The sequence below is a fragment of the Pseudomonas sp. LBUM920 genome (genome assembly GCF_003852315.1).
In the GTDB taxonomy this organism is placed as follows: domain Bacteria; phylum Pseudomonadota; class Gammaproteobacteria; order Pseudomonadales; family Pseudomonadaceae; genus Aquipseudomonas.
On the sequence record NZ_CP027762.1, the window covers coordinates 975,992 to 989,607 of the forward strand.

Consider the following 13,616-nt stretch of genomic DNA (forward strand, 5'->3'; position numbering starts at 1 on the left):
CGCGAAGCCTGGGAGACATCACTGATCCCACATACGGCAGGTGCCTTTCCGATATTGGTGCCTCTGCTGTCGTACGACGGTATGGGCCGTGGACTTCGCAGTAAATGCGCCAAAACGGATTGACCTTGTAGGCAACAGACGCACCTATCGCAGTTCGTTGCCGTAGGACGGTAACGGTTGCAAAGGTGGTCTGATTCCTACGGTCCAGGCGGATGCAATAACGGCGACGTTATGAAACGTCGCCGTTATTAATCCTTACTTGCCGCTTACGCTCACGCCGTAGAAGGAGTTCAAGCCAAACGGGCTGATCTTGAAGTCCTGCACGGTGTTGCGCATGGGTTGATACACCGTCGAGTGCGCGATAGGTGTGTAAGGCAATTCATGTTTCAGGAGTTGTTGCGCCTGCTTGTACAGTTCGGTGCGCTTGGCCACATCAGTGGTCGACTTGGCCTGACTGATCAGGTCGTCATACTGCTTGTTGGTGAACTTGGAGAAGTTGTTACCGTTCAAGGCCGAGGAGGCAAAGAGGGTACCCAACCAGTTGTCCGGGTCACCATTGTCACCGCTCCAGCCGATGATCATCGCCTGGTTCTCGCCGCCTTTGGAGCGCTTGATGTACTCGCCCCACTCGTAGCTGACGATGTTGACCTTCAGGCCGATCTGTTTCCAGTCGCTCTGCAGCATCTCGGCCATCAGTTTGGCGTTCGGGTTGTACGGACGCTGAACCGGCATGGCCCACAAGGTGATCTCGGTGCCTTCCTTGATACCGGCCTCCTTGAGCAGTTCCTTGGCTTTGGCCGGGTCGTACTTGGCGTCTTTGATGGTGGTGTCATACGACCATTGGGTCGGCGGCATGGCGTTGACGGCCAGTTGGCCTGCGCCCTGATACACGGAGTCGATGATCTGCTGCTTGTTGACCGACATGTCCAGCGCCTGGCGAACCCGCAGGTCTGCCAATGGGTTCGGCGTGGTCTGGCCCTTAAGCACAGGCATGACGTTGTAAGCGATATAACCCAGGTTGAAACCCGCCTGGTGCGGCATCTTCATGTCCTTGTCCGCTTCCAGTGGCTTGATGTCCGCTGGGCGAGGATAGGCCGTGATCTGGCACTCATTCTTCTTGAGTTTTTGAATGCGTACCGAGGCGTCAGTGGAGATCGAGAAGATCAGGTTATCAACCTTGACGTCTTCAGGCTTCCAGTAGTCCTTGTTGCCGGTAAAGCGGATGTTGGAGTCTTTCTGGTAGCTCTTGAAAACGAACGGACCGGTGCCGATAGGCTTCTGGTTGATGTCGCTGGCTTTGCCTTCCTTCAACAGCTGGGCAGCGTATTCGGCCGACTGGATCGACGCGAAACTCATTGCCAGGTTCTGGATGAAAGCCGCGTCCACGGTGCCAAGGGTGAACTTGACGGTGTGGTCATCAACTTTTTCGATGTTCTTGATGTTCTTGTCCATTTCCATGTCCGAGAAGTACGGGAACTCGGTTGGATAGGCTTTACGGAACGGATCGTCCTTGTTGATCATGCGATTGAACGTGAACAGCACGTCATCGGCATTGAATTCACGAGTCGGCTTGAAGTACGGGGTGGTGTGGAACTTGACGCCTTCACGAAGGTGGAAGGTATACGTCAGGCCATCCGGGGAAACGTCCCAACTGGTGGCCAGGCCAGGAACAACGGCGGTGCCGCCACGTTCAAATTGGCTCAGGCGGTTGAACACGGTTTCGGCCGAGGCATCGAAGTCTGTTCCGGTGGTGTACTGGCCTGGGTCAAAACCGGCCGGGCTCCCTTCGGAGCAGAACACCAGGTTAGTCGCCGCTTGGGCGAAAGGGGCTGCGGCCATAAGGCCAGCGCTAACTAAAAGCGGAAGGACTGCGTGTTTAAGCATGTTGGCCTCATGATTTGTTGTCATTTTTGGTGTTGAGGGCGACCTCGTGAGTCGGCCTGCGGATACTTATGCAGGGGCCATACCCATTGCAAGATGCTGAACCGTCGTGAGGGCCAAACAGTGGTACGAACGTACAGGAATGTCGCATTTATGAAAGTTTGTACATAAATGCATATATATAGAGGGTTTTTTCGGTGCATTTGACGCACCAAAAAAGCCCAACCGAGGCGTCTGGCGCACTCGGTTGGGGCGCAGCTGTTACTTATCTAGACTGACACCATAAAACGGCGTCAGGCCAAAAGGACTGATCCTGAAGTCCTGCACTTCTTTTCGAATTGGCTGGAAAACCGTCGAGTTTGCGATAGGCGTTATAGGTACTTGTTCCTTAAGGATTTTTTGTGCCTGTTGATACCACTTGATGCGCTGGTCGCGGTCACTGCTGACTTTGGCTTGCTGCACAAGCTTGTCGTAGGCCGGGTTACACCATTTGGCGTAGTTGCTGCCTTTGACCGCGGCACAACTGTAGAGCACGCCGAGCCAGTTATCCGGGTCGCCGTTGTCCCCGGTCCAGCCGTAAATCATCGCGTCATGTTCGCCATTTTTCGCGCGTTTGATGTATTCGCCCCATTCGTAGCTGACTATGTTGGCTTTGATACCCACCTTTTCCCAATCCTGCTGAATCATCTGCGCCGACATTCGCGCGTTTGGATTGGAGGCGCGCTGCACGGTCATCGCCCAAAGATTGATGGTGGTACCTGGTGCAACCCCTGCTTCTTTTAGTAGCGCCCGCGCCTTGGTCGGGTCGTAGGGAGCGTCCTTGATGGTGGGGTCATAAGACCACTGTGCGGGTGGCAATGCGTTCTGCGCCAATTGCCCGGCGCTCTGGTACACGGCCTTGATAATCGCCGGTTTGTCGATGGCCATATCCAGGGCCTGGCGCACTTTGAGTTGGTCAAGCGGCGGGTGAGTCACGTTGTAAGCAAGAAAGCCCAGGTTGAAACCGGCTTGTTGCAGCACGCGCAGGTTAGGGTCCTGTTTCATCACCTCGATATCGGCCGGGCGTGGGTAACCGCTGACCTGGCACTCGCCGGCCTTGAGCTTCTGCAAGCGCGAAGCAGCGTCCGGAGTGATGGCAAACACCAGGTTGTCGAGCTTCACATCCTCGGGTTTCCAATACTGTTTATTGGCGACGTAACGGATCTGCGAGTCTTTCTGGTAGCGCTTGAACATAAACGGCCCGGTGCCGACGGGTTTCTGGTTGATGTCTTCAGCCTTGCCCTCTTTCAACAGCTGGGCTGCGTATTCGGCTGACTGCACCGAGGCAAAACTCATGGCCAGGTTCTGCACGAACGAAGCATCGACATTATTCAGGTTGAAACGCACGGTGTGATCGTCGAGTTTTTCGACGTTTTTGATCGTGGTGTTCAACCCCATGTCGGTGAAGTACGGCGACTCGGACGGGTAAGCCTTGCGAAATGGGCTGTCGGCATCCAGCAGGCGGTTGAAGGTAAAAAGCACGTCATCCGCGTTGAAGTCGCGGGTAGGGGTGAAGTAGTCGGTGGTGTGGAACTTGACGCCATCGCGCAGATGGAAGGTGTAGCTCAGGCCGTCATTGGATACCTCCCAGCGCGTTGCCAGGCCGGGTTCGACTTCGGTGCCGCCACGCTTGAACTGGGTCAAGCGGTTGAACACGGTTTCGGCGGAGGCATCAAAATCGGTGCCGCTGGTGTACTGACTGGGGTCGAAGCCGGCAGGGCTGGCTTCAGAGCAGTAGACCAGGGTGCTGGCCGCCTGGGCCATCGGCATGAACGCCAGCAGGCTTGCAGCCAGGAGTAGCGGTTTGAAAACGGTTCTTTCCATGGAAACTCCTGAAGTGGCAGGCCTATACAGCCGCCCAAACGAAAACGGCGGCAACCGAGGTTACCGCCGTTCAGGTTTGTCAGGTAGAGGTCACTGCATCTGTACTTCGATCACGCCGTCTGCGCTCATGTTGACCTGGCTGGTGCCGGCTTCCACTTGCGGGGTAGGTGCCGAATCCGCCATGGCCGCTTTCATCATCATCCCGCCGTTGCGGGCGTAAGGCATTGGGTAGCCATTGGTGTTGAAGTTCAGGTTGACGATCTTGTAGCCCTTGCCGCCCAGTGCATCGGTGGCCAGTTGCGCACGCGCCTTGAAGGCGGCGACCGCGTCTTTAAGCAGTGCATCTTCGCTGGACTTGCGCGTGGCGTCGGCAATGGCGAAGTCCATGTTTTCCATTTTCAGGGTGTTCAGCAAATCGCCGGTGAGCTTGGACAGCGCCGGGAAATCCGCGCTTTCCAGGCGCAGTTCGGCACGCTCGCGCCAGCCGGTGATCTTCTGGTTCTTGTTGTCGTAGATCGGGTAGCTGCTGCGGCTGCCCTGGCGCAGGGTCACGCCTTTGACTTCGCGAGCTTCGCCCAGGGCCTTGTTCAGGGTGGTGGTGATTTCGGCGGCGAGCTTGGCCGGGTCGGTGTTTTGTGACTCGGTATAAAGGGTGACGATCATCTTGTCGCGAGCCACTTCCTGGCTGACTTCGGCACGCAGGGAGATCTGGTTGTAATGCAGTTCATCGGCGGCCATGGCCGGCAGGCTGGCCAGGGCGCTGGCGCTGAGAGTGAGGACAGCTGCGCTGCGAGTGAAACGAGACATGGAAGCTCCTTGGGATGGTCGTGTTGGGATAGCCGTGTTCGGTAAGACTGTAGACGGTGCTATCGGGTTCTTCGGGTTTACACATTCGCTACAAGTGGCCGAGTGCCGACGAACGGTCATCTGCCCGGCCTGCGTCAAAGAGCCACACGCGCCGTGCCAGCGGGTCTGCTTCGTTTATACTCCTGCCGATCCGCCTGCAGCGCTCACCGGGAGAGCTCATGCTCGCCGCCGTAAAACTGACTTCCGCCACCCGCCAGAACCTCTGGCGCCTGACGTTCATTCGTACCTTGGTACTGGCCGCACAGGCCGGCTCCGTCGGGCTCGCGTATTGGTTCGACCTGCTGCCGCTGCCGTGGCTGCAGTTGGCCGTGACCCTGGGTTTTTCCATCGTGCTGTGTGTGTTCACCGCCATTCGGCTGCGCACCACGTGGCCGGTGACAGAGCTGGAATACGCGCTGCAGTTGGCCTGCGACCTGTTCATCCACAGTGTGTTGCTTTATTTCTCCGGTGGTTCCACCAACCCGTTCGTTTCTTACTACCTGGTGCCGCTGACCATTGCCGCCGTGACGTTGCCATGGCGCTATTCGGTGGTGCTGTCGGGCATCGCGCTGACGCTGTACACCCTGCTGTTGGCGCAGTTTTACCCCCTCAAGACCTTCCCTATCGCCCGGGAAAATCTGCAGATCTACGGGATGTGGCTGAGCTTTGCGCTGTCCGCTGCGGTTATCACGTTTTTCGCCGCGCGCATGGCCGAAGAGCTGCGCCGTCAGGAAGAACTGCGCGCCATTCGCCGTGAAGAAGGCCTGCGTGACCAGCAGTTGCTGGCCGTCGCCACCCAGGCCGCCGGCGCGGCCCATGAGTTGGGCACACCGCTGGCGACCATGAGCGTACTGCTCAAGGAAATGACCCAGGACCATCACGACCCGGCGCTGCAAGACGACCTGAGCGTGTTGCAGGAACAGGTCAAGCAGTGCAAGCAGACCTTGCAGCAACTGGTACGCGCCGCCGAGGCCAATCGCCGCCTGGCGGTGGAGATGCAGGACGTGACCCAGTGGCTCGACGAAGCCCTGAACCGCTGGCACCTGATGCGCCCCGAAGCCAGTTACCGTTTCAACCTGCTGGGCCAGGGCAGCGTGCCGCGCATGGCGCCGCCGCCAGACCTGACGCAGGCGTTGCTCAACCTGCTGAACAACGCCGCCGATGCCTGCCCTGAAGGGTTGGGCGTGCAGTTGGACTGGGACGCGGAAAACGTGACCATCAGCATTCGTGACCACGGCGCGGGCGTGCCGTTGGCCATTGCCGAGCAAATCGGCAAACCTTTCTTTACCACCAAGGGCAAAGGCTTCGGCCTCGGCCTGTTTTTGAGCAAGGCCAGCGTGACCCGCGCGGGCGGCTCAGTGAAGCTCTATAGTCATGAGGAAGGTGGCACGCTCACCGAGCTGCGCCTGCCCCGTGTCGCACGAGGAGATATCGATGAGTGACGAGATCCAAGTCGAAGGCGAAGAACTGCCGCACCTGCTGCTGGTAGATGACGACGCCACCTTTACCCGCGTGATGGCGCGCGCCATGAGCCGCCGTGGTTTTCGCGTGAGCACCGCAGGCTCGGCCGAAGAAGGCCTGACCATCGCCCAGGCCGATTTGCCGGACTACGCCGCGCTCGACCTGAAAATGGACGGCGACTCCGGCCTGGTGCTGCTGCCCAAGTTGCTGGAACTCGACCCCGAAATGCGCGTGGTGATCCTCACCGGTTACTCGAGCATCGCCACCGCCGTCGAGGCTATCAAGCGCGGTGCCTGCAATTATCTGTGCAAGCCGGCGGACGCCGACGACGTGCTGGCCGCGTTGCTCTCCGAGCATGCCGACCTCGACACCCTGGTGCCGGAAAACCCGATGTCGGTGGACCGTCTGCAGTGGGAGCACATCCAGCGTGTGCTGACCGAGCACGAAGGCAATATCTCCGCCACTGCCCGAGCCCTGGGCATGCACCGGCGTACTCTGCAACGCAAGCTGCAGAAGCGCCCGGTACGGCGCTGAACAAAGTCTGAACAATCTGCTTCAGGCTGCACGGAGCCCTGAACCGATCGTCTATGATCGGTTCAAACGCCTGTCACTTTTTCCTACCGAGCCTGAACGATGAATCAGAACGCTGAGTACTCCGCGGTCAACGACGCGGTGCGTGGGCACTTCTTTCGCCGAACCTGGGCGATGATCACGCCCTATTGGCGCAGCGAAGAGAAGGGCAAGGCCTGGTTGTTACTGGCTGCAGTGATTGGCCTGTCGCTGTTCAGCGTGGCGATCTCCGTGTGGATCAACCACTGGTATAAAGACTTCTACAACGCGCTGGAAAAGAAGGACACCGCCGCCTTCTGGCAGTTGATCGGCTATTTCGGCGGGATCGCCGCCGTAGCGATTCTCGGCGCGGTCTATCGCCTTTACCTGACCCAGATGCTGACGATCCGCTGGCGTGCCTGGCTCACCGAAAAGCATTTCGCTCGTTGGCTTGCCAACAAGAATTACTACCAGCTGGAGCAGGGCGGTTACACCGATAACCCGGACCAGCGGATTTCCGAAGACCTCAACAACTTCACCTCCAGCACTTTGAGCCTTGGTCTGGGCCTGCTGCGTAATGTGGTCAGCCTGGTGTCGTTCTCGATCATCCTGTGGGGCGTGTCGGGCAGCATTGAAGTATTTGGCTTCACCATTCCCGGCTATATGTTCTGGTGCGCATTGGTCTACGCGGGCGTCGGTAGCTGGCTGACCCACTTGATCGGCCGTCGTTTGATCGGCCTGAGCAACCAACAACAACGCTTCGAAGCAGACCTGCGTTTCTCCATGGTGCGTGTGCGTGAGAACGCCGAGAGCATCGCCTTGTACAACGGCGAGCCGAATGAGAACCAGCGCCTGAGCGCACGCTTTGGCAAGGTCTGGCACAACTTCTGGGACATCATGAAAGTGTCCAAGCGCCTGACCTTTTTCACCGCTGGCTACAGCCAGATTGCGATCATCTTTCCCTTCATTGTCGCCGCGCCACGCTACTTCACCGGCAAGATCGAGCTGGGCGAGCTGATGCAAATCAACTCGGCGTTCGGCAACGTGCAAGAGAACTTCAGCTGGTTTATCAACGCGTATTCGGAGCTGGCTTCGTGGCGCGCGACCAGCGATCGTCTACTCAGCTTCCATCAGGCCATGAGTGACAACGAGCAGCGTGTGCCTGCCATCGACGTGCACCCCGAGGGCGAGCGCCTGGTGGTGAAAAACCTGGGCATGGATTTGGCTGACGGTCGTCACTTGCTGACCGACGCCGACATGACTGTAGAGCCGGGCCAGCGCGTGATGCTCAGTGGGCGCTCAGGTAGCGGCAAGAGTACGCTGCTGCGCGCAATGGGCCACCTCTGGCCCGCAGGCCACGGCAGCATTCGCCTGCCGGCTGCGCGTTACCTGTTCCTGCCGCAAAAGCCTTACTTGCCCATCGGCACGCTGAAGGCTGTGTTGAGTTATCCACAAGACGACAGCGCGTACCCGGCCGAACGTTATGCACAGGTCCTGGAGACGTGCCGCCTGCCGCATCTGGTTGCGCGCCTGGACGAAGCCAATCACTGGCAACGCATGCTCTCGCCGGGTGAGCAGCAGCGTCTGGCGTTTGCCCGTGCGTTGTTGTTCGCGCCGCAATGGCTGTACATGGATGAAGCCACCTCGGCGATGGATGAAGAAGACGAGGCCACGTTGTATCAAGCATTGATTGACGAGTTGCCGGGACTGAGCATCGTCAGCGTCGGCCATCGCAGCAGCCTCAAGCGCTTCCATGGGCGGCATGTACGCATTGACGGTGGGTTGTTGCAGGAGCAGCAACCGGCTTAAGGTCGTGCGGTCAGTGTGGGAGCGGGCTTGCTCGCGAATACGGTCTGTCGGTTAGCGATGTGCTGACTGACCCACCGCCTTCGCGAGCAAGCCCGCTCCCACAGTGAATCTCCAGTGTCATGGAAAGTGAAGCCCAACAAAAAGCCCGGCTGATCATCGATCAGCCGGGCTTTTTGTTGCTTGGAGAAGACTTACTTTTTCAAGCCGTAATGCTCATCCAGCATGCCCGGGGCGTCCGGCGTTTTTGGCGCGTAGTCCCGTGGTGGCTCCTGGTTTTCCCGCGGAGGCGTCAGGCGCTCCCGTGGCGCTTGCGGTGCATCGGAATGCAGCGCGGCCAGCAGACGCTGACGGGTGATGTCGTCGAGGACCAGGCGGTTAGCGCCATCGGCGAGATGATCCTGTACGTCCTGGTAGCTCTGGGTGAGCTTCTTGACCAGGGTCGCGGTGCTGTTGAAGTGGGTAACAACCTCGTTCTGATAAGTGTCAAAACGTTCCTGAATGTCATCCAGCTGACGCTGCGTGCGGTTAGGCGCGGCATTTGGCAGCAGGCGGGCAACCAGGAATCCAATGGCGACACCGGCAACCAAGGCGAGAGTCGGCAACAACCAAACTAAGAGCGAGTGTTCCACGAGTCCTTCCTCTATAAACGGCTTTGCTTTACGTTAACGGCTCGGACCTGCGCTGTATACCGCGATTAAGCTCGCAATGATGCCATGCACAGACTTTTAGCTAGACGAGTCGACCCTTTGTGAGGTCACGGAGTTCATTCCTTGCTCATGCGTGAAACCCCCGTTTTGATCGATGGCCCGGTTGGCCAATTGGAAGCCCTGTACCTGGATCACCCCGAGCCACGTGGCCTGGCGCTGATCTGCCACCCTAACCCGGTGCAGGGCGGGACCATGCTCAATAAAGTTGTCTCGACCCTGCAACGCACCGCTCGCGATGCCGGTTTGATTACTTTACGTTTCAATTACCGTGGCGTCGGTGCCAGCGCCGGTACCCACGACATGGCCACCGGTGAGGTGGACGACGCCGAAGCGGCCGCGACCTGGCTGCGGGAAAAACACCCCGACCTGCCGATCACGTTGCTCGGGTTTTCCTTCGGTGGCTACGTGGCTGCCAGCCTCGGCGGCCGTCTGGAAGCCAAGGGTGAAAAGCTGGCGCACCTGTTCATGGTGGCCGCCGCCGTGATGCGCTTGCGCGACACCGACGTGCTGCCCCAAGGCTGCCCATTGACTTTGATCCAGCCGCAAACCGATGAAGTGGTCGACCCGCAACTGGTCTACGACTGGTCCGCCGCCCTGAAACGCCCCCATGAGCTGCTGAAAGTGGCAGAATGCGGACACTTTTTTCATGGCAAGCTGACCGATCTCAAGGATCTGGTGCTGCCGCGTCTCTCGAATTGATAGCAGTCTGATAAGCGATTACCCATGACGACTCGTACCCGTATCCTCACCGGCATTACCACCACCGGCACGCCGCACCTGGGCAACTACGCCGGTGCGATCCGCCCGGCGATCCTCGCCAGCCAGGATGCCAATGCCGATTCCTTCTACTTCTTGGCCGACTACCACGCCCTGATCAAATGCGATGACCCGCAGCGCATCCAGCGCTCGCGCATGGAAATTGCCGCGACCTGGCTGGCCGGTGGCCTGGATGTGAACCGGGTGACGTTCTATCGCCAGTCCGACATCCCGGAAATTCCTGAACTGACCTGGCTGCTGACCTGCGTCGCCGCCAAGGGCCTGCTCAACCGCGCCCACGCCTACAAGGCCTCGGTGGATAAAAACGTGGAAACCGGCGAAGACCCGGACGCGGGCATCACCATGGGCTTGTACAGCTACCCGGTGCTGATGGCGGCGGACATCCTGATGTTCAACGCGCACAAGGTGCCGGTCGGCCGCGACCAGATCCAGCACGTAGAAATGGCCCGCGACATCGGCCAGCGCTTCAATCACCTGTTTGGCAACGGTAAAGAATTCTTCACCATGCCCGAGGCGTTGATCGAAGAAAGCGTTGCCACCTTGCCTGGCCTGGATGGCCGCAAGATGTCCAAAAGCTACGACAACACCATCCCGTTGTTCACCAGCGCCAAGGACATGAAGGATGCGATCTCGCGGATCGTCACCGACTCGCGCGCGCCTGGCGAAGCCAAGGACCCGAACAATTCGCACTTGTTCACCCTGTTCCAGGCGTTTGCAACCAAGGCCCAGGAAGAAGAGTTCCGTGCCGAACTGCTGCAAGGCCTGGGCTGGGGCGAGGCGAAGAACCGTCTGTTCCAACTGCTCGACGGCCAACTGGGTGAGGCGCGCGAGCGTTATCACCACCTGATGTCGCGCCCCTCGGACATGGAAGACCTGTTGCTGATCGGCGCGAAAAAAGCCCGTGCGGTGGCGGCGCCATTCCTGGCCGAGCTGCGTGAGGCGGTTGGCTTGCGCTCGTTCGTCAATCAGGCCGCCGCGCCGGTGGCTGCCAAGAAGAAAGCCGCCAAAGCCGCGCGCTTTGTGAGCTTTCGCGAAGACGACGGCAGCTTCCGCTTCCGCCTGCTATCGGCCGACGGCGAGCAACTGCTGCTGTCGCGCAATTTTGCCGATGGCAAAGCGGCCGGTGCTGTGACCAAGCAACTGCAAAACGGTGACGCGCTGGATGTACGCACTGAGGCCCTGAGTTTCAGCGTATGGCTGGAAGGCGCGGTGGTGGCCGACAGTGCCGCGTTCGCCGACGAAACGTCGCGCGATGCAGCCATCGCCGCGTTGCGCGTTGCGTTGACCCCAACCGAGGATTAACCCGACCAAGGGTTGATTGCCATTATCCAGGGCCGTCGTTACAGTGACGGCCCGTTTTTGTTGCCTTGCTAACGAAATTATGACGCCCCTAGAACGATATCAAGCTGATCTGAAACGCCCTGAATTCTTCCATGACGCCGCGCAGGAAAATGCGGTGCGTCATTTGCAGCGCCTGTACGACGACCTGGTCGCGGCCTCGCAAAACAAGCCAGGGATGTTCAGCAAGCTGTTTGGCAAGAAAGACCATACGCCGGTCAAAGGCTTGTACTTCTGGGGTGGCGTGGGCCGCGGCAAGACTTACCTGGTCGACACCTTCTTCGAAGCGCTGCCGTTCAAGGAAAAGGTGCGTACGCACTTCCACCGCTTCATGAAGCGCGTGCACGAAGAAATGAAGACGCTGCCGGGCGAGAAAAACCCGCTGACCATCATCGCCAAGCGTTTCTCCGATGAGGCGCGGGTGATTTGTTTCGACGAATTCTTCGTCTCCGACATCACCGATGCCATGATCCTCGGCACCCTGATGGAAGAGCTGTTCAAGAACGGCGTGACCCTGGTTGCGACCTCGAACATCGTGCCCGACGGCTTGTACAAGGACGGCCTGCAACGCGCGCGCTTCCTGCCGGCCATCGCGCTGATCAAGCAGAACACCGAGATCGTCAACGTTGACAGCGGCGTCGACTATCGCCTGCGTCACCTTGAGCAAGCGGAGCTTTACCACTACCCGCTGAACGATGCCGCGCTCGACAGCCTGAAAAAAAGCTTCCGCGCGCTCACGCCGGAATGCACCAAGGCGGTCGAAAACGACAAGCTGATGATCGAGAACCGCGAAATCATCGCGCTGCGCACCTGCGATGACGTGGCCTGGTTCGAGTTCCGCCAGCTGTGCGACGGCCCACGCAGTCAGAACGACTACATCGAACTGGGCAAGATTTTCCACGCGGTGATCCTGAGCGGCGTGGAACAGATGAGCGTCACCACTGACGACATCGCGCGCCGGTTTATCAACATGGTCGACGAGTTCTACGACCGCAACGTCAAGCTGATCATCTCGGCCGAAGTCGAGCTCAAGGACCTCTATACGGGCGGTCGCTTGAACTTCGAATTCCAGCGCACGCTGAGCCGCTTGCTGGAAATGCAGTCCCACGAGTTCCTGTCGCGCGGGCACAAACCCTAAGAACGAAGTATTTCAAATGTGGGAGCGGGCTTGCTCGCGAAGACGGAGTGCCAGTCACTGGAAGTGTTGACTGACACACCGCCTTCGCGAGCAAGCCCGCTCCCACATTTTTTACCGCGTTTAATCTGGGTTAGGCGGCTTGCTGGAACTGCTGCCGGTATTGGTTCGGCGACAGCTCGGTGTGCTGGCGGAACAGCCGCGCAAAGAAACTCGCATCGTCGTAACCCACCTCATAGCTGATGGTCTTGATGCTTTTGCGGCTGCCCGAGAGCAAGCCTTTGGCGGTCTCGATGCGCAGGCGTTGCAGGTAATGCAGCGGCTTGTCGCCGGTAGCGGTCTGGAAACGGCGCATGAAGTTACGGATGCTCATGCCGTGTTCCCGAGCGACGTCTTCGAAGCGGAACTTGTCGGCAAAGTGCTCTTCGAGCCAGTGCTGGATCTGCAGGATGATCACGTCCTGGTGCAGCTTCTGCCCACCAAAACCAATGCGGCCCGGTGCGTAGCTGCGTTGCACTTCGTAGAGGATGTCGCGGGCCACGGCCTGGGCGATGTTAGCGCCGCAGAAGCGTTCGATCAGGTAGATATAAAGGTCGCACGCCGAGGTGGTGCCGCCGGCGCAATACACGTTGTCGGCGTCGGTCAGGTGCTTGTCCTGGTTGAGCTGCACCTTGGGGAAGCGTTCGCTGAAGGCATTGAAGAAACGCCAGTAAGTGGTCGCTTCCTTGCCATCCAGCAATCCGGCCTCGGCCAGCCAGAACACACCGGTGGCCTCACCGCAGAGTACAGCGCCGCGGGCGTGTTGCTGGCGCAGCCAGGGCAGCACTTGCGGGTAGCGGGTGCACAGCGCGTCGAAGTCGTCCCAGAAGGCCGGTAGCACGATGATGTCGGCGTCTTCCAGGCCGCCGTCCACCGGCATGATCACATCACTGAAGCTGCGCACCGATTGCCCGTCGGGGCTGACCAGACGCGTTTCAAACGCCGGGGTCAGGCCCAGGCCTTGTTGTTTGCCATAACGCAGGCTGGCCAGATGGAAGAAATCCTTGGCTTGCATGAGGGTGGAAGCGAATACCCGATCAATGGCCAAAATGCTGACGCGCCGCAGGGGCGTGGAGATTTGGTTAGACATAATTTCATTTATTCTTATAGGGGAAAGTGGTCACCAGACGGCTGGATCGTCTTATTTTTTGTCGCATGTGTCCAGTGTCCCGTGACGGCTTCGCGGCATAGGCTCTGTGGTCTGGTCTTTG

The 13,616-nt window shown here is 59.0% G+C and carries 11 protein-coding genes; 6 read left to right on the forward strand and 5 right to left on the reverse strand.

What is annotated here, in order from left to right; all coding sequences use genetic code 11:
- Positions 1-255 precede the first annotated feature (255 nt).
- The 3 genes from C4J83_RS04345 to C4J83_RS04355 all read right to left on the reverse strand — a co-directional run bounded on the left by C4J83_RS04345 (position 256) and on the right by C4J83_RS04355 (position 4,551).
- On the reverse strand, positions 256-1,884 hold the full coding sequence (locus C4J83_RS04345) for an ABC transporter substrate-binding protein (protein ID WP_106578637.1): 1,629 nt from the start codon (positions 1,882-1,884) through the stop codon (positions 256-258).
- A 258-nt stretch (positions 1,885-2,142) separates the two neighbouring features.
- Positions 2,143-3,744, reverse strand: a complete 1,602-nt coding sequence (locus C4J83_RS04350; protein WP_124416424.1) for an ABC transporter substrate-binding protein — start codon at positions 3,742-3,744, stop codon at positions 2,143-2,145.
- A 90-nt stretch (positions 3,745-3,834) separates the two neighbouring features.
- Positions 3,835-4,551: an SIMPL domain-containing protein gene (locus tag C4J83_RS04355; RefSeq protein ID WP_124416425.1), complete on the reverse strand. Its 717-nt coding sequence runs from the start codon at positions 4,549-4,551 to the stop codon at positions 3,835-3,837.
- Positions 4,552-4,769: 218 nt separating this feature from the next.
- On the opposite strand from C4J83_RS04355, the gene C4J83_RS04360 reads away from it, so the two are divergent.
- From C4J83_RS04360 to C4J83_RS04370, 3 genes are all read left to right on the forward strand, one after another.
- On the forward strand, positions 4,770-6,032 hold the full coding sequence (locus C4J83_RS04360; RefSeq protein WP_106578640.1) for an ATP-binding protein: 1,263 nt from the start codon (positions 4,770-4,772) through the stop codon (positions 6,030-6,032).
- The gene (locus C4J83_RS04365) at positions 6,025-6,585 is read left to right on the forward strand and encodes a response regulator transcription factor (RefSeq protein ID WP_003171731.1); all 561 of its coding nucleotides are present in this window, start codon (positions 6,025-6,027) and stop codon (positions 6,583-6,585) included. The genes C4J83_RS04360 and C4J83_RS04365 overlap by 8 nt, the downstream gene beginning before the upstream one ends.
- A 99-nt stretch (positions 6,586-6,684) precedes the next feature.
- Positions 6,685-8,409: an ABC transporter ATP-binding protein/permease gene (locus tag C4J83_RS04370; protein WP_124416426.1), complete on the forward strand. Its 1,725-nt coding sequence runs from the start codon at positions 6,685-6,687 to the stop codon at positions 8,407-8,409.
- 191 nt (positions 8,410-8,600) lie between these two features.
- Here the strand turns inward: C4J83_RS04370 and C4J83_RS04375 are convergent, their stop codons facing one another.
- Complete coding sequence (locus C4J83_RS04375) at positions 8,601-9,038, reverse strand: Z-ring associated ZapG family protein (protein WP_124416427.1); 438 nt, start codon at positions 9,036-9,038, stop codon at positions 8,601-8,603.
- A 147-nt stretch (positions 9,039-9,185) separates the two neighbouring features.
- On the opposite strand from C4J83_RS04375, the gene C4J83_RS04380 reads away from it, so the two are divergent.
- The 3 genes from C4J83_RS04380 (at position 9,186) to zapE (ending at position 12,369) form a co-directional block, all read left to right on the forward strand.
- On the forward strand, positions 9,186-9,815 hold the full coding sequence (locus C4J83_RS04380; RefSeq protein ID WP_106578643.1) for an alpha/beta hydrolase: 630 nt from the start codon (positions 9,186-9,188) through the stop codon (positions 9,813-9,815).
- Between the two features lie 24 nt (positions 9,816-9,839).
- The gene (locus C4J83_RS04385; RefSeq protein WP_124416428.1) at positions 9,840-11,195 is read left to right on the forward strand and encodes a tryptophan--tRNA ligase; all 1,356 of its coding nucleotides are present in this window, start codon (positions 9,840-9,842) and stop codon (positions 11,193-11,195) included.
- A 79-nt stretch (positions 11,196-11,274) separates the two neighbouring features.
- Complete coding sequence (gene zapE, locus C4J83_RS04390) at positions 11,275-12,369, forward strand: cell division protein ZapE (protein WP_106578645.1); 1,095 nt, start codon at positions 11,275-11,277, stop codon at positions 12,367-12,369.
- 130 nt (positions 12,370-12,499) lie between these two features.
- Here zapE and C4J83_RS04395 read toward each other — a convergent pair whose 3' ends face one another.
- Positions 12,500-13,396, reverse strand: coding sequence for a GlxA family transcriptional regulator (locus C4J83_RS04395; RefSeq protein ID WP_177410109.1), 897 nt, complete (start codon positions 13,394-13,396; stop codon positions 12,500-12,502).
- Positions 13,397-13,616 lie beyond the last annotated feature (220 nt).

What these genes read in the sequence shown, in the direction of transcription:
- C4J83_RS04345 (WP_106578637.1), bottom strand. Translation starts at nt 1,884, where the DNA reads ATGCTTAAACACGCAGTCCTTCCGCTTTTAGTTAGCGCTGGCCTTATG.
- C4J83_RS04350 (WP_124416424.1), bottom strand. Translation starts at nt 3,744, where the DNA reads ATGGAAAGAACCGTTTTCAAACCGCTACTCCTGGCTGCAAGCCTGCTG.
- C4J83_RS04355 (WP_124416425.1), bottom strand. Translation starts at nt 4,551, where the DNA reads ATGTCTCGTTTCACTCGCAGCGCAGCTGTCCTCACTCTCAGCGCCAGC.
- C4J83_RS04360 (WP_106578640.1), top strand. Translation starts at nt 4,770, where the DNA reads ATGCTCGCCGCCGTAAAACTGACTTCCGCCACCCGCCAGAACCTCTGG.
- C4J83_RS04365 (WP_003171731.1), top strand. Translation starts at nt 6,025, where the DNA reads ATGAGTGACGAGATCCAAGTCGAAGGCGAAGAACTGCCGCACCTGCTG.
- C4J83_RS04370 (WP_124416426.1), top strand. Translation starts at nt 6,685, where the DNA reads ATGAATCAGAACGCTGAGTACTCCGCGGTCAACGACGCGGTGCGTGGG.
- C4J83_RS04380 (WP_106578643.1), top strand. Translation starts at nt 9,186, where the DNA reads ATGCGTGAAACCCCCGTTTTGATCGATGGCCCGGTTGGCCAATTGGAA.
- C4J83_RS04385 (WP_124416428.1), top strand. Translation starts at nt 9,840, where the DNA reads ATGACGACTCGTACCCGTATCCTCACCGGCATTACCACCACCGGCACG.
- zapE (WP_106578645.1), top strand. Translation starts at nt 11,275, where the DNA reads ATGACGCCCCTAGAACGATATCAAGCTGATCTGAAACGCCCTGAATTC.